At 67.2% G+C, this 17,197-nt stretch carries 20 protein-coding genes; 6 read left to right on the top strand and 14 right to left on the bottom strand.

From position 1 onward, the window contains the following. Positions 1-4 precede the first annotated feature (4 nt). From ACUVWL_RS11565 to ACUVWL_RS11550, 4 genes are read right to left on the bottom strand one after another with little or no spacing between them, the layout of a single operon-like run. A complete protein-coding gene (locus ACUVWL_RS11565) occupies positions 5-598 on the bottom strand; it encodes a PH domain-containing protein (RefSeq protein ID WP_014646358.1) in 594 nt (197 codons plus the stop codon). A 3-nt stretch (positions 599-601) separates the two neighbouring features. Next, on the bottom strand, positions 602-781 hold the full coding sequence (locus tag ACUVWL_RS11560) for a DUF4177 domain-containing protein (RefSeq protein WP_014646359.1): 180 nt from the start codon (positions 779-781) through the stop codon (positions 602-604). Next, positions 778-957 (bottom strand): hypothetical protein, encoded by a 180-nt coding sequence (locus tag ACUVWL_RS11555; RefSeq protein WP_014646360.1) that lies wholly within the window; start codon positions 955-957, stop codon positions 778-780. The genes ACUVWL_RS11560 and ACUVWL_RS11555 overlap by 4 nt, the downstream gene beginning before the upstream one ends. A 45-nt stretch (positions 958-1,002) precedes the next feature. Further along, complete coding sequence (locus ACUVWL_RS11550) at positions 1,003-1,884, bottom strand: SPFH domain-containing protein (RefSeq protein ID WP_014646361.1); 882 nt, start codon at positions 1,882-1,884, stop codon at positions 1,003-1,005. Between the two features lie 137 nt (positions 1,885-2,021). Between ACUVWL_RS11550 and purT the strand changes: the two genes are divergently transcribed. Then, entirely contained in the window at positions 2,022-3,209 is a 1,188-nt protein-coding gene (gene purT / locus ACUVWL_RS11545) for a formate-dependent phosphoribosylglycinamide formyltransferase (RefSeq protein WP_014646362.1), read from the top strand. A gap of 83 nt (positions 3,210-3,292) precedes the next feature. Here the strand turns inward: purT and ACUVWL_RS11540 are convergent, their stop codons facing one another. Beyond that, complete coding sequence (locus ACUVWL_RS11540) at positions 3,293-4,507, bottom strand: endonuclease/exonuclease/phosphatase family protein (RefSeq protein WP_445978360.1); 1,215 nt, start codon at positions 4,505-4,507, stop codon at positions 3,293-3,295. Positions 4,508-4,545: 38 nt separating this feature from the next. Then, entirely contained in the window at positions 4,546-5,301 is a 756-nt protein-coding gene (locus ACUVWL_RS11535) for an arginyltransferase (protein ID WP_100449614.1), read from the bottom strand. Between the two features lie 156 nt (positions 5,302-5,457). On the opposite strand from ACUVWL_RS11535, the gene ACUVWL_RS11530 reads away from it, so the two are divergent. Continuing rightward, positions 5,458-6,018 (top strand): EF-hand domain-containing protein, encoded by a 561-nt coding sequence (locus ACUVWL_RS11530; RefSeq protein WP_014646365.1) that lies wholly within the window; start codon positions 5,458-5,460, stop codon positions 6,016-6,018. 51 nt (positions 6,019-6,069) lie between these two features. Here ACUVWL_RS11530 and ACUVWL_RS11525 read toward each other — a convergent pair whose 3' ends face one another. The 4 genes from ACUVWL_RS11525 to ACUVWL_RS11510 form a co-directional block, all read right to left on the bottom strand. Then, the gene (locus ACUVWL_RS11525) at positions 6,070-7,287 is read right to left on the bottom strand and encodes an RNA polymerase sigma factor (protein WP_346601833.1); all 1,218 of its coding nucleotides are present in this window, start codon (positions 7,285-7,287) and stop codon (positions 6,070-6,072) included. 178 nt (positions 7,288-7,465) lie between these two features. Further along, the gene (locus tag ACUVWL_RS11520) at positions 7,466-7,975 is read right to left on the bottom strand and encodes a pathogenicity-like protein (RefSeq protein ID WP_126411833.1); all 510 of its coding nucleotides are present in this window, start codon (positions 7,973-7,975) and stop codon (positions 7,466-7,468) included. 4 nt (positions 7,976-7,979) lie between these two features. Further along, on the bottom strand, positions 7,980-8,900 hold the full coding sequence (tesB, locus tag ACUVWL_RS11515; protein WP_005408551.1) for an acyl-CoA thioesterase II: 921 nt from the start codon (positions 8,898-8,900) through the stop codon (positions 7,980-7,982). 87 nt (positions 8,901-8,987) lie between these two features. Then, positions 8,988-9,764, bottom strand: a complete 777-nt coding sequence (locus ACUVWL_RS11510) for an enoyl-CoA hydratase/isomerase family protein (RefSeq protein WP_014646368.1) — start codon at positions 9,762-9,764, stop codon at positions 8,988-8,990. A 34-nt stretch (positions 9,765-9,798) separates the two neighbouring features. Between ACUVWL_RS11510 and ACUVWL_RS11505 the strand changes: the two genes are divergently transcribed. Beyond that, complete coding sequence (locus tag ACUVWL_RS11505) at positions 9,799-10,245, top strand: copper chaperone PCu(A)C (protein WP_041863160.1); 447 nt, start codon at positions 9,799-9,801, stop codon at positions 10,243-10,245. Between the two features lie 72 nt (positions 10,246-10,317). Here the strand turns inward: ACUVWL_RS11505 and ACUVWL_RS11500 are convergent, their stop codons facing one another. The 3 genes from ACUVWL_RS11500 to uvrA form a co-directional block, all read right to left on the bottom strand. Then, complete coding sequence (locus ACUVWL_RS11500) at positions 10,318-11,043, bottom strand: hypothetical protein (protein ID WP_014646370.1); 726 nt, start codon at positions 11,041-11,043, stop codon at positions 10,318-10,320. 97 nt (positions 11,044-11,140) lie between these two features. Next, a complete protein-coding gene (locus ACUVWL_RS11495) occupies positions 11,141-11,548 on the bottom strand; it encodes an acyl-CoA thioesterase (protein WP_032956469.1) in 408 nt (135 codons plus the stop codon). Then, positions 11,548-14,541 (bottom strand): excinuclease ABC subunit UvrA, encoded by a 2,994-nt coding sequence (uvrA, locus tag ACUVWL_RS11490; RefSeq protein ID WP_049441204.1) that lies wholly within the window; start codon positions 14,539-14,541, stop codon positions 11,548-11,550. The genes ACUVWL_RS11495 and uvrA overlap by 1 nt, the downstream gene beginning before the upstream one ends. Positions 14,542-14,859: 318 nt before the next feature. Here uvrA and rplU point away from each other — a divergent pair, with 318 nt between their 5' ends. The 3 genes from rplU to cgtA all read left to right on the top strand — a co-directional run bounded on the left by rplU (position 14,860) and on the right by cgtA (position 16,696). After that, positions 14,860-15,168: a 50S ribosomal protein L21 gene (gene rplU / locus ACUVWL_RS11485; protein ID WP_005408557.1), complete on the top strand. Its 309-nt coding sequence runs from the start codon at positions 14,860-14,862 to the stop codon at positions 15,166-15,168. 18 nt (positions 15,169-15,186) lie between these two features. Next, positions 15,187-15,450 (top strand): 50S ribosomal protein L27, encoded by a 264-nt coding sequence (gene rpmA / locus ACUVWL_RS11480; RefSeq protein WP_445978359.1) that lies wholly within the window; start codon positions 15,187-15,189, stop codon positions 15,448-15,450. A 193-nt stretch (positions 15,451-15,643) separates the two neighbouring features. Then, complete coding sequence (gene cgtA, locus ACUVWL_RS11475) at positions 15,644-16,696, top strand: Obg family GTPase CgtA (protein ID WP_014646373.1); 1,053 nt, start codon at positions 15,644-15,646, stop codon at positions 16,694-16,696. Positions 16,697-16,862: 166 nt separating this feature from the next. On the opposite strand, the gene rpsT is transcribed toward cgtA, so the two are convergent. Then, positions 16,863-17,132 carry a 30S ribosomal protein S20 gene (gene rpsT / locus ACUVWL_RS11470; protein ID WP_005408560.1) on the bottom strand — a complete coding sequence of 90 codons (270 nt, stop codon included), beginning with the start codon at positions 17,130-17,132 and terminating at the stop codon, positions 16,863-16,865. Positions 17,133-17,197: the final 65 nt, after the last annotated feature.

The raw sequence follows: 17,197 nt of genomic DNA, 5'->3' as shown, positions 1-17,197 counted from the left end.
CAGCTTACCGCCGAGGCGCCGGTGCGGCCACCTTGCGCAGTGCGTCCAGCAGCACCTGCGGCCGCTCCAGGCTGAGCAGCAGCGTGCTGCCATCGCTGACCGGCAGGGCGAGAACGCGCGTGCGGTCGGTGACCAGCGCGAACCCCTTGCCGCCGCCCTGCAGGCGGAAGTGGCCGGAATAGAAGCCCGGCATCGCATAGCCATTGGTCTTGAAACGAATGCCATAGCGGCGGTCACGCTGCAGGTCGACCACCTCGGCCTGGTCCAGCCGCAGCTGTGCCACCGGAACGCGGCGGCGGTACATCGTCGAGCGCACGTCCAGCACGTCGTCGGCCAGTTCCACCCGGCGGCGGAAGAACGCCGCGCCCAACCCGATGCCGAGCGCGGCGATCACCAGCAGGCTCCAGGCGGCACTGCCGCCCATCCGGAACCAGGGCGGCGACAGCGTCACTTCGATCCAGGGCGCCGTGGCCGGTGCCTTGTACAACTGCGCATACAGGCAGGCCACGAAGGCGGCGAGCAGGGGCAGCACGATCCACAGCACGCGCAACGGCGAACTCTCGGCCACCTCGTACTGCTTTGGATCGCTGGCACCCATGGCTCAGGCCTCCTTCTTGAATACCAGCATCGCCGGGCGCATCGGTGCGGGGATGATGATGTTGACCAGCTCCCAGCCCAGTTGGCCCTGGCGGCTCAGTTCGCTCTGGATGTCCTCGGCCTTGAGCTGGCCCATCATGGACGTCTTGACCTCGATCGTCTGGTAGCTCCAGCGCTTGCTCATTCCTTGTCCCCCGAAGATGGCGTGGGTTTCGGCAGGCGTCCTGCCTTGCGCAGGGCGTCGCGCAGCACGTATTCGATCTGTGCGTTGAGGCTGCGCAGCTCGTCGTCAGCCCAGCGTTGCGCGGCGGCCAGGACGTCGGCATTGATGCGCAGCGGGTAGGCTTTCTTCTCACTCATGCAAGCTCCTGGCGGGGTGGTGGGGCACCCCGTTGCGAGGGTGGTTCAGTACAGCGAACCGGCGTTGACGATCGGCTGGGTACCGCGGTCCGAGCACAGCACGGTCAGCAGGTTGCTGACCATGTGCGCCTTGCGTTCTTCATCCAGCTGCACCACGCCGTTCTTCTGCAGTTCGGCCAGGGCCATTTCAACCATGCCCACCGCACCGGCCACGATGCGCGTGCGTGCGGCGATCACCGCGTTGGCCTGCTGACGCTGCAGCATCGCCTGGGCGATTTCGGCGGCGTAGGCCAGGTGGCTGATGCGTGCGTCGATCACCTGCACGCCGGCGTCGGCCAGGCGTTCGGCCAGCTCGTTCTTCAGGTGCTGGGAGATCTCGCTGGCATGGCTGCGCAGGGCCAGCTGGCCGTCTTCGTGCTGGTCGTAGGGATAGCTGGTGGCCATCGCACGCAGCGCAGATTCGGACTGGATGTGCACGAAGCTCTCGTAGTCGTCCACGTTGTAGACGGCCTCGGAGGCGTCGACCACCTGCCAGACGATCACCGCGGCGATCTCGATCGGGCTGCCGTCCAGCTCGTTGACCTTCAGCTTGCCGCTCTCGAAGTTGCGCACGCGCTGGCTGACCCGGCGCTTGGCAAAGAAGGGGTTGTTCCAGCGCAGGCCGTTGTCCTTCACCGTGCCCACGTACTTGCCGAACAGGCTAAGGACCGCCGCCTGGTTGGGCTGGATGGTGTACAGACCGGCCAGGATGAACACGCCCAGCGCCACCAGCAGGGCGCCCAGCAGCATCAGCAGCAGGCTGGGCGAGCCGGTGCTGGCCTTGGCTGCCACGCCCACCACGAACAGGGCGGCGCCGGCGAGGCCGACGAGCAGGGCGCCGACCAGCGTGCCGAGGCCGTTGAGGGAAGACAGCGACTTCTCTTTCATGGCGGTACGTCCTTGAGGGTTCAAATTGAAGATATCAAAGTGATATCACCTGTCCACTACCGTTCGTCGGATGCCATGGTCAGGGTGCCCGGCCAGCTAGAATGCCCTCCCGCCTTCACATCGCTGCTGGAACCGCCATGGCCAAGCTTGGAACGCCGTTGTCCCCCTCCGCCACCCGCGTGCTGCTGCTGGGCTCGGGCGAACTCGGCAAGGAGGTGGCCATCGAGCTGCAGCGGCTGGGCGTGGAGGTGATCGCCGCCGATCGCTATGCCGACGCCCCGGCCATGCAGGTCGCGCACCGCTCGCACGTGATCGACATGCTCGATGCGATGGCGCTGCGGGCGCTGATCGCCCAGGAGCAGCCGCACCTGGTGGTGCCGGAAATCGAGGCCATCCACACCGAGACCCTGGTCCAGCTGGAACAGGAGCAGGGCCTGCGGGTGATCCCGACCGCGCGCGCCGCACGCCTGACCATGGATCGCGAAGGCATCCGTCGCCTGGCCGCCGAAACCCTGGGCCTGCCGACCTCGCCGTACCGCTTCGTCGATACCGAGGCCGAATACCGTGCTGCCGTCGCCGCCATCGGCCTGCCGTGCGTGGTCAAGCCGGTGATGTCGTCCTCGGGCAAGGGCCAGAGCACCCTGCGCAGCGAGGCAGACATCGCCCCGGCCTGGGACTACGCGCAGACCGGTGGCCGCGCCGGTGCCGGTCGCTGCATCGTCGAAGGCTTCATCGATTTCGATTACGAGATCACCCTGCTGACCGTGCGCCATGCCGGTGGCACCTCGTTCTGTGCGCCGATCGGCCATCTGCAGAAGGATGGCGACTACCGCGAAAGCTGGCAGCCGCAGCCGATGTCGAGCGCGGCACTGGCACGTGCCGAGGAGATCTCACGTGCGATCACCGACGACCTTGGCGGCTGGGGCCTGTTCGGCGTGGAGCTGTTCGTGAAGGGCGACGAAGTGTGGTTCAGCGAAGTGTCGCCGCGCCCGCACGACACCGGCCTGGTGACGCTGGTATCGCAGGAGTTGAGCGAGTTCGCGCTGCATGCGCGCGCCATCCTCGGCCTGCCGATCCCGGTGATCCGCCAGAGCGGCCCGTCGGCGTCGTGCGCGCTGTTGGCACACGGCGAGGGCGTGCCGTACTTCAACAACGTCGCCGCTGCATTGCAGGTGCCGGATACTGCCGTACGCCTGTTCGGCAAGCCGAGCGTGCATGGCCATCGCCGCGTCGGTGTCACCCTGGCGCGCGCGGAAACCATCGACGAGGCGCGCGCCATCGCGCGAGATGCCGCCGACGCCATCGGCGTCGAACTGCGCCCGTAAAGCAAAAAAGGGACGGAGGGGATTAAGTCGTTTGTGCCACAAACGACTTAATCCCCTCCGTCCCCTTTTCAGGGCCGTCGACTCTACCGCACGTCCACCCACACCAGGTGGTGGTCGCTGCCGTCGGCGATCTTCGCTTCCGGGCTTTCATTGGCCGGCCAGAAGATGCCGCTGCCGACGTACTCGAAACCGGTCGAGGGCAGTACGTAGTCCAGGCGCATCGTGCCGGACTTCGGGCCGAAATCGCCGGTGGCATGGAACGGTGCGCCCTTGCGCTCGATGCCCTTGGCCGCATAGGCCAGGCTGGTCTGCTCGCCACCGACGCTGCGCGGGGTGGGGTAGCGCAGCACGCGGGCGTTCTCGATCAGTTCGACGATCGCCTCATGGCGGCCATCGCCATCGACCGGGTCGTTGTTGAGGTCGCCGAGGATCACGAAGCGCGCGTCCTGGGCCAGGCCGCCGCACTGACCCTTGTCGTCGCACAGCCATGGCTTGTCACCCTTGGACAGGTATTCCTGCCACAGGCGCAGTTCGTCATGGTTGCGCGCCGCGTTGCGCTTTTCCGGGCCGTCGAACACCGGCGGGGTCGGGTGCGACACCAGCGCGTGCACCACGCCGGCCGGGGTCTTCACCGGCACGTCCCAATGCGACTTCGACGACAGGCGCAGCTGCGACCACACATGGTCGTTGTAGAAGCTCTGGCTGGTACGTGGATCGACCGGTCGGATCGCGCCCGGCATCGCGCTCCACTTCAGCAGCTGGAAGCTGCGCACCCTGGCTTCGTCGATCGGGTAGCGCGACAGCACCAGCATGCCGTACTGGCCCGGGTGCAGGCCGTAGCCCCAGGCATCGTTGCCGCGGCTGCGGCCTTCGCCACCGACCACGCCGTTGTTGTCCAGGTCCAGGCCGCTGGGCACGCCGGTGTTGACCGGTGCCAGATAGCGGTAGGCGAAGTGCAGCGGCTTGCCGCCACCGGGCTGGGCGACCTCCAGGTAGCGCTTCTGGAACAGGTCGGCGGCGCGATGGGCGTCGTCGAAGTCGAATTCGTTCAGCAGCACCAGGTCCGGGCGCACCTGCTGCAGCACTGCGGCGATCTTGCGCGCGTGTTCGCTGTCGCCTTCCAGCTCCTTGATCAGGCCACCGGCGTCATCGGAGTACAGCGAGGTGTTGTAGGTGGCCAGGCGCAGCGCAGCGGACGGCTTTTCGGTCATCGCAGGGGACGTGGCGAAGGCAGGGGCGGTGGCGCCGCAGAGCAGGGCCAGGGCGAGGATCAGGGGATGGCGGCGGGTCATGTTCATGGGCCGTATTGTGCACCCGGCCCGGTGTCAGCGGTTTGTCAGCGCCCGTCCAGATCCTTGTCGAAATCGTGCCAGCGGCGGCCATCGTAGGCTTCCAGCGGATGGAAGCGGCGCTTGTAGTCCATCTTCTGGTGGCCGCGGATCCAGTAGCCCAGATACACGTGCGGCAGGCCCTCTCGGCGTGCCCACTCGATCTGCTGCAGGATCGCGAAGGTGCCCAGCCCGCGTGTGGCGTGGTCCGGGTCGAAGAAGGTGTAGACCGCCGACAGGCCGTGCTCGGTGACGTCGGTCACCGCTACCCCCAGCAGCTGGCTGGGCTGGCCGTCGTGGCCGGGCAGGCGCATCTCCATGAAGCGGGTGTGCGACCAGCTGCCGATCAGGAACTGCTCGAACTCGTGCGGGCCGTGGTCGTCCATGCCGCCGTTGGCGTGGCGGTGGGTGAGGTAGCGGTGGTACAGCGCGAACAGGTCATCGCGGGCGGTGGCGGCGGTGATCCGCACCTCCAGGTCGTCATTGCGGGTGGCACAGCGGCGCTGGCTGCGGTCCGGGGCGAAGCGGGCCACCGGGATGCGCACCGCCACGCAGGCCTGGCAGTGCGCGCAATGCGGCCGGTAGACCAGGTCGCCGCTGCGGCGGAAGCCCCAGCTCAGTGCCAGTGGATAGAGCGCGCCGAGGCGGCGGTCGTTCGGGTCCAGCACCAGGTCGCGTGCCACCCGGTCCGACCAGTACCCGCAGGGGTGCTCGCCGGTCTGGAAAAGTCGCAGTTCGTCGTCTCTGTCGCCATGTATCGCCATGGGCACAGCATAGCCCCAGGTTGTCGCAGTGGCGGCGACTGTCCGCCGGATGAATGGAATCGGCAGTAGCGTCAACCGACGTCGCGCCCGGGCGTTGTTGTCCCCCGAGGGTGAAGTGATCACCCCGACGCTGTTCCCATCCCCAGGAGTGACCTCATGATCCGTACCCCCCTGCTGCTGGCCCTGCTGCTCGGCACCTCCGCATCCGGTATCGCGCTGGCGGCCGACACCCCGGCCACGCCGGCACCGCGCCCGGCCAAGCTGGACACCAATGGTGACGGCGTGATCGACCGCAGCGAGGCGGCCGCCAACCCGCGCCTGGCCGCGAAGTTCGACGAGCTGGACAAGAACAAGGACGGCAAGCTCTCGCGCGACGAGCTGCCGCGCTGGCAGCATGGCCGTCGTGGCCACGGCGGTGAGCGCTGGGCCGCGCTGGACGTCAACAAGGATGGCCGCATCAGCCGCGAGGAAGCCAAGGCCGATCCGCGCCTGGCCGCGCGCTTCGACCAGCTTGATCTGAACAAGGACGGCTACCTGGACAAGGCCGACCGCGAGCTGCGCATGAAGCAGCATCGTGATGCCTGGTTCGCCGCCGCCGACACCAACAAGGACGGCCAGCTGAGCAAGGCCGAGTTTGATGCGGCCAAGGGCCCGATGCATGGTGGCCCGCGCCATGGCGGTCCGCGCGACGGCGGCGCACCGAAGCCGCAGCGCTGAGGGTCAATGCAGTGATGACGACAACGCCGGCGGCACTGCCGGCGTTGTCCGTTACAAGCGGCCGCTGCGCATCAGCGAGTACGCCACAAGCGCAATGACCATCAGGTTCATGGCGATGATGGCGGTGCGGCCGTACATCGATTCGAACTTCCAGTTGATGCCGGTTCGCCCGCGCCGCGCCGAATCGCGCGCGATCATCGGCGCCATCACCCGCTGCAGCGTCACCAGGCACTGGTAGTTGACCACGCCCAACCCGACCGCCAGCACCGTCAGCTGCGTCCAGACCGGTGCCTGCAGCACCACAGCCAGCAGGATCGCCAGGCACCAGAACATGCCGGTGGTGATGTTGAGGTAGAGGAAGCGGCGCACATCGGCCCGCTCTGCCGCAGTTTCGGTGTACGACATCAGGAAGCGCCCGCCGAGATAGCTCCCGATCGCGCCACCGGCAACGCCACCAATGACCGCCCCCCAGCTTTCGGCCGGCAACACATGCAGCTGGCCCAGGGTGGCGGTCAACGAGCCCATCGCGGTTCCACCGGCAACGCTGGCGCCGCCGAGGCCGAGCTTGCTGCCGCCGATGCCGACGCCGGTGCCGAGCAGCACCGCTGCACTGGCGGTGCCGGGCGCGGCCACCAGCACCATCGACACCACGGCGGTGGCGAATGCAGCGCTCGGCGCGCTGCTGCGGGCGAATTCACCGAAGCGCTGCAGCAGGCCTTCGCGCACCAGGGCACGTGCACGCGACAGGCGCTTGCGCACGGCTGCATCGCTGAGCCCGAGCAGGTCGGCGACCTGTTGCGAGCGCTGTCCCTCGCGGTAGTACAGCAACAGCACTTCGCGGCTGTCGGCGGGCAGGGTGGAGATGATGTCCTCGGCGGCGATCTCTTCCTCCACCCGCTGCAGGCGGTCAGCCGCGCCCGGCGACGGGTCGGCGGCCATGCCCATCGCTACCTCGGCCGCCTCGCCGGTCAGCGGCCGCCCACGCTGGGCGCGCAGCCAGTCGCGGGCCAGGTTGCGGGTGATCTGCCGCAGCCAGGGCAGGAAGCTGGTCGCGCTGCGCAGCTGGTGCAGCTGCTGCCAGCCCTTCACGAAGGCCTCCTGGGCGATGTCCTCGCTGGCCTGGCGGTCGCGGGTGATGGCCAGGGCGATGGCGGTGACCGTGTTCTGGCAGGCCAGCACGATACGGCCGTAGGCGTGCTGGCAACCGCTGGCGGCGGCGGGCAGTTCGCGTTCCAGGGTCTGGTCGATCGATGCGGCGAACGTCGTCATGGCGGCGGCTCTCCTGCTGGGATTGTGTCCCATGACGGAGCCGCGCGCCCAATGTGACCGACTTTCTGTGCTGACAAAAAAGGGGACGGAGGGGATTAAGTCGTTTGTGCCACAAACGACTTAATCCCCTCCGTCCCCTTTTTGCAGTTGCCGGCCAGCGGCGGGTACGACCCGTGGGTTATTTCGATGGCTGGATGCGGACCCGGACTTCTTCCTCTTCCGCTGCGGCCTGCGGGGCCGGTTGCGCCTGCTGCGGCTGGGCCTGCGGGGCAGGGGCCGGTGCTGCCGGGGCCGGGGCACCGCGATGGCGCAGGCCGATCACCAGCGCCACGCCGGCGATCACCACCAGCAGGGCGATGCGGATGCGCCAGGCCCAGCTGCGGCCGCCGCTGCCCTGTTCCGGCGTGTCGCGGAAGGCGAACTCGGCGGTCGGATGGTCGCGGCGGGTGGTGTCGAGCAGGCGCGCCTCACGCAGGATCTCGCGTGCACGCGGCTGGTCGTCGGCGCGCACGATCCATACCGCCGGGTAGGCGTTGGCGTTGCCGAGGTCGGTATAGCTGAACTGGCCGCGGCGACGGGTCTTGTACGAGCGCCCGTTGGTCACCTTGACGTCGATGCCATGCCCGCGCAGGAGCTCGGCCACGCCTTCGACGGTTTCCACGCGCTGGCTGCTGAAGATCTGGCGCATGGGTTTACTCCTTGGCCGGCACGGCGGCCGCGGCAGCCTGGTCGGGAACCACGCGGATCAGGCCCTCCTGCGCGGTGCTGGCCACCAGCACACCATTGCGGGTGAAGAACTGGCCGCGGGCCAGGCCGCGCGAATCCTGCGCGCTGGGGCTGTCCAGCGAGTACAGCAGCCAGTCGTCGGCACGGAACGGGCGGTGGAACCAGATCGCGTGGTCGAGCGAGGCCATCTGCACGTGCGGGTGGTAGTAGCTGATGCCGTGCGGGAACGTCGCCGTGCCCAGCAGGTGGAAGTCCGAGGCATAGGCCAGCAGGGCCTGGTGCAGTTCCGGAGCATCGCCGACCGGCTCGCTCAGGCGCAGCCACACCTGGTGGTAGGGCGGGCGCTTGGGCGGGTTCAGTTCGTCGCGCGGGTAGACGTGGCGGAATTCGAACGGGCCGCCGCGCGACAGCCAGCGCTGCACCTTGATCGGCAGCCGCTCCAGCACTTCGGCCGGCAGCGGCCGGTTCGGTTCGATGTCTTCCGGCTGCGGCACTTCGGGCATCTTGTGCTGGTGCTCGGCGCCGGTCTCGGCCTGCTGGAACGATGCCGCGCAGAAGAAGATCACCTTGCCGTGCTGGATCGCGGTGACCCGGCGCACCGAGAAGCTGCCGCCGTCGCGGGTACGGTCCACGTCGTAGACGATCGGGTGGTCGATGTTGCCGGCGCGCAGGAAATAGGCGTGCAGCGAGTGCACGTGGCGGCCGTTGTCGACCGTGGCCTGTGCCGCGGCCAGCGCCTGGCCCAGCACCTGCCCGCCGAACACGTACTTGGTGCCGATGTCGCGGCTCTGCCCGCGGAACAGGTTGTCCTCCAGCCGCTCCAGCGTGAGCAGGTCGATCAGCTCGGAGACGACGGGTTCGGGCGTGTCGTTCAAGGGGGCGGCCACAGCAGTGAAAGAGGGCCTGATTATACCGGTCAGGGGTCAGATCCCTTTCGCCCGGCGAAAGGGATCTGACCCCGGGCGGGGCAACCGCTATTTGCCCAGCCGGGCTACCAGGGCCTGCAGGGCGTTCTGTGCGTCCGGGGCGAACCAGGCCTCGACGAAACGGTCGAGCTGGATCAGGTCCGGCTGCAGCGCCACGTGCAGGTCGGCGCGGGCGATGGCGCGGGTCAGCAGCATCGGCTGGCGCGGCTGCCTGAGCAGGTCCTGCAGCCAGGCAATCGCGCGTGCCACCACCAGGTCCCCCTCTGCCAGCTCATCCACCAGGCCGATCTGCACCGCCTGTTCGGCCGGTACCAGCGAACCGGTGGTCAGCAGCACGCCGGCGCGGTGCACGCCCACCGCACGGCGCAGCAGGCGCTGGATGCCCTCCGGCGCGATCAGGCCCACCTGCACCTCGTTCAGGCCGATGGCATATGGCCGCGACGGATCGGCGCTGCGGGCCATCACCCGGTAGTCGCAGCACAGGGCCAGCACGCAGCCGCCCGCCGGGGCGTGGCCGGTGATCGCCGCGACCACCGGGATGCGGCTCTCGGCCAGCGTGCGTACGGCGCCAAAGAAGGCGTTCCAGGTGTCCAGCAGCTTGTGCTTGTCATCGCCATGCGAGAGCAGGTGCGGCACGTCCATGCCGCCGGTGAAGATGCGCTCGCTGCCCGACAGCACGATGCCGTGCGCGTCTTCGGCCATGGCCAGCTCGATGGCATGGATCAACTGCCGGCACAGGTCGGTGTCCAGTGCGTTGACCGGCGGCCGCGCCAGGCGCAGTTCGCGGATGGGGCCATGGTTGATCACCTCGATGAGCGTCGTCATGCTGCGGTCTCGTTGCGAAGAAGGAACCTGGGCGATGATAACCAAACCATTCGTTGGCGTACTGTGGCTTCTGTGTGCGGCCGCAGCATCGGCCTCGGCGGCGGAATCGGGCTGCGTCACGGTGGATCAGGGCTGGGCGCGGTTGCCACCGAATCCGGCAATGCCGATGACCGCTGGCTACGGCGTCATCCACAACGGCTGCGGCAAGGCGGTGGTGATCACCGGCGCGACCAGCAGCAGTTTCAATGATGTGTCGCTGCACGAAACCACGATCACGGATGGGGTCAGCCGGATGCGCGCGATCGAGCGCCTGCCGCTGGCGCCGGGTGCACGTGCCGAGCTCAAGCCCGGTGGCCTGCACCTGATGCTGATGCAGGGCAAGGGCGCGCTGAAGGAGGGGCAGGCGGTGCCGCTACGGCTGCAGCTGGAAGGCGGCGGCGAAGCAAGTGCGACGCTGGCCGTACGCAAGGCTGCGCCGTAGCGGGATGGTCGTGCCGGCCGCTGGCCGGCAGCACGGGCAATGCCGGCCAGCGGCCGGCACTACCACAGGGCCTTACGACCAGTCGTACGAGAACAGCACGGTGCGGCTTTCCGGCTCGTACAGCATCACGATCGCATCGGCGCCGGTGGCGCACCAGTTGTAGCCGGCTACGCCGGCCACGGCGAAGAACTTGTTGCCGTTGCGGGTGATGATCACCGTTTCGGCATCGTCCGCAGCGTTTGGGTCATCGGCAGCGTCGGTGAAGCCCAGTTCGAAGGCCGCGGGAATCTCCGCGGTCTCAGTCCAGTTGCCGAAGCCTATCGGTCCGCCCAGCGTATCCAGGTAGTCGCGTTCGCTGGCCTCACCCTTGCCGTAGCGCGAGTAGCAGGCGAGACGGCCGTGCGCGGCATGGTAATCGCGGGCCTTGGCGTAGCTGTCGCGCATCTGCGCGATGTGCTCCTGCGCATCCTTGTCCTGCACCGCCTCGCCGATGAAATAGCCCTCATTGCCGAGGAAGCGCATCTCGTTGCCGGCGGTCAGTTCGAAGGCGATCCAGTTGGTGCCGGTGAAATCGTTGTGGTGTTCTTCGGTGGTCTCGCCGATGCAGCCGTCGTACGGCTCGATCGGGCACAGCATCGTCGCCACCTGGCCGGCCAGCTCCGGCCGCAGCACGCCCAGGTCGATCTTCAGCAGCGGCAGCAGGTGCTGGCCGAGCCAGGCCTGGTCGGCGGGAAAGACGTCGGTGGGGAAGGGGACCATGCCGGGCAGCAGGTCGCGCAGTTCAGTCTGGTGGATCATGTCAGTCCATTGAATGGGATCGGTAGTGCCGGCCGCTGGCCGGCAACCTCATTGCAGCCAAAGCGTGCCGACCAAGGTCGGCACCTACCAGGGCGCGTCAAGTGGAGGCGCTGCGGATCGCCTCCGGCAGCGGCGCGCTCTTGCCGGTCTGCGTATCCATCCACACCACCACCACGTTGCCGTCGGAATACAGCTTCGACGCGTCCTGCTGGTCGACGATGCGGTGGCCGATGGTCACGCTGCTGTTGCCCAGGCGCTCGACGAACAGCTCGACCAGTATGTCGTTGGGCCACACGATCGGCAGCCGGTAATTGACGTTGGTCGCGGCCACCACCGGTGCGATGCGGTCGGTCATCGATACGCCGTCCACGCCCAGCATCCAGCGCACGCGCGCTTCTTCCAGGTAGGAAATGTACTTGGCGTTGTTGACGTGGCCCATGCTGTCCATGTCACGCCAGCGCACGCTGATCGGGATGCGGGCCAGGATCTTGTGTTCGCTGCTCATCAGGCGTCCTTCTTCTTCGATGTGCTCTTGCTGGCCTTGCCGGTGCTCTTGGCGGCCGCGGCCTTCTTGGCAACCTTGGCCGGCTTCTCAGGCTTCACCTTGCGTGGCGGGCGGGCGTCGGGCTTGTTGGCCACGGCAGCCGGCTGTTCCGGGCGCGCGCTGGTGGACGGCAGCATGCGCGCCAGGAACTGGCCGGTATACGACTGCGGACAGGCCGCCACGTCTTCCGGCGTGCCGGTGACCAGGATGGTGCCACCGCGGTGGCCGCCTTCCGGACCCAGGTCGACGATCCAGTCGGCGGTCTTGATCACGTCCAGGTTGTGCTCGATCACCACCACCGTGTTGCCTTCGTCGCGCAGCTTGTGCAGCACGCCCAGCAGCGCTTCGATGTCGTGGAAGTGCAGGCCGGTGGTCGGTTCGTCGAGGATGTACAGGGTGCGGCCGGTATCGCGGCGCGACAGTTCCTTGGACAGCTTCACGCGCTGTGCTTCACCACCGGACAGCGTGGTCGCGCTCTGGCCCAGCTTGATGTAGCTCAAGCCGACGTCGACCAGGGTTTCCAGCTTGCGTGCGATCGACGGCACCGGCTCGAACAGCTTCAGTGCATCCTCGACGGTCATTTCCAGCACGTCGTTGATGTTGAAGCCCTTGTAGAGGATCTCCAGCGTCTCGCGGTTGTAGCGCTTGCCATGGCAGACGTCGCAGGGCACGTATACGTCCGGCAGGAAGTGCATCTCCACCTTGATCAGGCCGTCGCCCTGGCAGGCTTCGCAGCGGCCACCGCGCACGTTGAAGCTGAAACGGCCCGGCGAATAGCCACGCGCACGCGCTTCGGGCACCTGTGCAAACAGTTCGCGCAGGGGAGTGAACAGGCCGGTGTAGGTGGCCGGGTTCGAACGCGGGGTGCGGCCGATCGGCGACTGGTCGATGTCCACCACCTTGTCGAACAGGTCCAGGCCATCGATCTCCTTGTACGGGGCGATCGGGTGCGAGGAACCGTTGATCTCGTTGGCGGCCAGCGAGAACAGGGTGTCGTTGATCAGGGTGGACTTGCCGGAGCCGGATACACCGGTCACGCAGGTCAGCAGGCCCGACGGAATCGCCAGGTCCACGCCCTTGAGGTTGTTGCCGCTGGCCCCGCGCAGGTGCAGGGTCATCTTCGGGTTCGGCTTGTGCCGGCGCGCGGGGATCTCGATCGCGCGCTTGCCCGACAGGTACTGGCCGGTCAGCGAGCGCGGTGCCTCCAGGATGTCCTGCAGGGTGCCCTGGCCGACGATCTCGCCGCCATGCACGCCCGCGCCCGGGCCGATGTCCAGCACGTAGTCGGCCAGGCGGATCGCATCCTCGTCATGCTCGACCACGATCACCGTGTTGCCGAGGTCGCGCAGGCGGGTGAGGGTGCCGAGCAGGCGCTCGTTGTCGCGCTGGTGCAGGCCGATCGACGGCTCGTCGAGCACGTACATCACGCCGACCAGGCCGGCGCCGATCTGGCTGGCCAGGCGGATGCGCTGTGCCTCGCCACCGGACAGGGTGTCGGCCTTGCGTTCCAGGGTCAGGTAATCCAGGCCCACATCGACCAGGAAGCCGAGGCGCTCACCGATTTCCTTGACGATCTTCGCGGCGATCTCGCCACGCCAGCCCGGCAGGCTCAGTTCGCTGAAGAACTTCAGCGCCTCGTCGATCGGCAGCACCACCAGCTCCGGCAGCGGGCGGTCGGCCACGAACACGTTGCGTGCCGCCTTGTTCAGGCGCGCGCCATGGCATTCCGGGCACGGCTGTTCGCTGATGTACTTGGACAGCTCTTCGCGCACCGCCGGCGATTCGGTTTCCTTGTAGCGGCGCTCGAGGTTGGGAATGATGCCCTCGAAGCGGTGCTTGCGCTGGGTGCGGCCACCGGCTTCGGTGAAGTAGGTGAAGGTGATCGCCTCATCGCCGCTGCCGTACAGCACGGCCTGCTGCACGTTCTGCGGCAGCGAGTTCCATGCCGCGTCGACGTCGAACCGGTAGTGCTTGGCCAGCGAGGCGATCAGCTGGAAGTAATAGGCGTTGCGGCGGTCCCAGCCGCGCACCGCGCCGGCGGCCAGCGACAGCTCGGGATGCACCACCACGCGCGAAGGATCGAAGAATTCGGCCATGCCCAGGCCGTCGCAGCCGGGGCACGCGCCCATCGGTGCGTTGAACGAGAACAGGCGCGGTTCCAGCTCCGGCAGCGAGTAATCGCAGACCGGACAGGAGTACTTGGAGGAGAACAGCGTCGGCGAAGCGTCGGCACTGTCCAGGCTCTGCACCGAGGCCATGCCGTCGCCCAGCTTCAGCGCGGTTTCGAAGCTCTCGGCCAGGCGCTGCTTGATGTCCTCGCGCGGGCGGAAGCGGTCGATCACCGCCTCGATGGTGTGCTTCTGGCGCAGCGCCAGCGGCGGCACCGCATCGATTTCATGCAGCTCGCCGTCCACGCGCACGCGCACGAAACCCTGCGCGCGCAGCTGGTCGAACACCTGGGCATGCTCGCCCTTGCGGTCGCGGATGACCGGGGCCAGCAGCATGTAGCGCTGTTCCGGGTCCAGGGTCAGCACCTGGTCGACCATCTGGCTGACCGTCTGCGCCTCCAGCGGATAGCCGTGGTCCGGGCAGCGCGGGGTGCCGACGCGGGCGTACAGCAGGCGCAGGTAGTCGTAGATCTCGGTGATCGTGCCGACCGTCGAACGCGGGTTGTGCGAGGTCGACTTCTGCTCGATCGAGATCGCCGGGGACAGGCCCTCGATGTGGTCCAGGTCCGGCTTTTCCATCACGCTCAGGAACTGGCGCGCATAGGCCGACAGCGACTCGACATAGCGGCGCTGGCCTTCTGCATAGATGGTGTCGAACGCCAGCGAGGACTTGCCCGAGCCGGACAGGCCGGTGATCACGATCAGCTTGTCGCGGGGCAGGTCGAGGTCGAGGTTCTTCAGGTTGTGCGTCCGCGCGCCGCGGATGCGGATGAAATCCATCGCCATGGGGGATCCGGTTGTGGGGGCGTTGGCTGGGTGCCGGGCCAGCAGGGAACGGCAATCGGTCAGCCTACCGAGGTGACCAGATGGGGGCAATGGGCGACAATGCCAGCCCGATGTCTCATCTGGTGAGACAGGCCGTCAGGCAGGGGTCAGATCCCTTTTCACGGGGTGAAAAGGGATCTGACCCCGTTCCGGAGCCGTCCCCCCGCGGCGTTCGGGGGTTGACTTGACCCGCGCCCGCTGATCTGCGTACAATTCCGCTCCTGTCCGCCCTCGATGGCGGCAGCTCAGACCACAATAACTACAGAGGAAGGCCTGGTCATGTACGCAGTACTGGTCACCGGCGGTAAGCAATACCGCGTGGCGCAGGGCGAAAAGCTCCGCATTGAAAAGCTCGAAGTCGAAGTCGGCAGCGAGATCAAGTTTGACAACATCCTGATGCTGGGTGACAGCGACGGCGTGAAGCTGGGCGATGCGCTGAAGGGCGCTGCCGTCACCGCCAAGGTCCTGTCCCAGGGTCGTGCTGACAAGGTCCGGATCATCAAGTTCCGTCGCCGCAAGCACCACATGAAGCGTCAGGGTCACCGTCAGTACTACACCGAAATCGAGATCACCGGCATCGCCGGCTAAGCATCAGGAGAAGCAGTCATGGCACATAAAAAGGGCGTAGGCTCCTCGCGCAACGGTCGCGACTCCAACCCGAAGTACCTGGGCGTCAAGATCTTCGGCGGCCAGGCCATCGAAGCCGGCAACATCATCGTGCGTCAGCGCGGCACCCAGTTCCACCCGGGCACCGGCGTTGGCCTGGGCCGTGACCACACCCTGTTCGCCCTCGTGGACGGCAAGGTGGAGTTCTCGGTCAAGGGCGTCAAGAAGCGTCGCACCGTCAGCATCGTCTCGGCCGACGCCTGATCCAGGCATCGCCGGCACCCGTGCCGCGGCATGGCCGTGCTGGATGAAGAGCACGCTGCATGGAGAGCCCCGCTTCGGCGGGGCTTTTCGTTAGAGTTGAAGCAAGACCGGCTGGGCCGGGTTGCCGGCCCGCGGCCGGCATGACATTCAAGGTGGCGGCCAGCAGGTCGCGCCCATCGCAGGCATCGAAACAATGAAACTGGTAGACGAAGCAGAAATCGAAGTGTTCGCCGGCAACGGCGGCAACGGCTGCATTGGCTTCCGTCGCGAGAAGTTCATTCCGCTCGGCGGCCCGGACGGCGGCGACGGCGGTGCGGGCGGCAGCGTGTACATTCGCGCCGACGAAAACCTGAACACCCTGGTCGACTTCCGCCATGAGCGTATCTTCAAGGCGCAGCGCGGCGAGAACGGCATGGGCCGCCAGGCCTATGGCAAGGGCGGCGAAGACCTGACCATCACCGTGCCGGTCGGCACCGTGGTCATCAACGTTGCCACCGATGAAGTCATCGGCGACCTGACCCAGCACGGCGACCGCCTGCTGGTGGCCAAGGGCGGTCGCGGTGGCCTGGGCAACATGCACTTCAAGAGCTCGACCAACCGCTCGCCGCGCCAGGCGCTGCCGGGCGAGCCGGGCGAAGAGCGCACGCTGAAGCTGGAGCTGAAGCTGCTGGCCGATGTCGGCCTGCTGGGCTTCCCCAACGCCGGCAAGAGCACCCTGATCCGTGCCGTTTCGGCGGCAACGCCGAAGGTGGCCGATTACCCGTTCACCACGCTGTACCCGAACCTGGGCGTGGTGAAGGTGGAGAACCACCGCAGCTTCGTGATCGCCGACATTCCGGGCCTGATCGAAGGCGCTGCGGACGGCGCCGGCCTGGGTGCGCAGTTCCTGCGCCACCTGCAGCGCACCCGCCTGCTGCTGCACCTGGTGGACATCTCGCCGATGGAAGGCGGCGTGGAGGGCATTTCGCCGGTGGAGCAGGTGCGTGCGATCGAACGCGAGCTGGAGAAGCACGATCCGGAGCTGCTGAACAAGCCGCGCTGGCTGGTGCTGAACAAGGCTGACCTGATGTTCGAAGACGAGGCGCAGGCCGCGGCCGAGCAGATCGTCGCCGAGCTGGGCTGGAAGGAGCCGTGGTTCCTGGTTTCCGCGCTGGGCCGCGAAGGTACCTTCCCGATCATGAGCCGGATCATGGCCTTCTTCGATCGCCAGAAGGAAGACGAGCTGGAAGCCCGCAACGCGCAGTGAATGCCGTTGTGGTTCCATGCGGAAAACCCGGCTTCGGCCGGGTTTTTCATTTGGTAGTGCCGGCCGCTGGCCGGCAATCCCGGTGAACCGCAGGCAACAAAAAACCCGGCCGGGGCCGGGCTTTTGTCTGCTGCCCAACCCCGAAGGGCAGGGTGGCAACGCCGGATCAGGCGGCCTTGAGGGCCTTGATGCGGTCGTTCAGGCGGCTCTTGTGGCGAGCAGCCTTGTTCTTGTGGATCAGGCCACGCGCGCTGAAGCGATCCAGGATCGGCTGGGCAACGGCGAAGGCGGCTTCGGCGCCGGCGGCATCGTTGGCGTCCAGCGCCTTGATCACTTTCTTGACAGCGGTGCGCAGCATCGAGCGCTGAGCCACGTTGCGCGCGTTGCGCACGACGGTCTGCTTGGCGCGCTTCTTGGCGGACTTGATATTGGCCACGGTGGTGGTTTCCTGAAAAAATCGGTGTTATGGGAACAGCAAGCTAGCTAGTATGATGGCCCGAG

It is taken from the genome of Stenotrophomonas muris, assembly GCF_052751275.1.
Note: the sequence above shows the minus strand (reverse complement) of the source record. Positions and strands in the feature narration are given on the sequence as shown.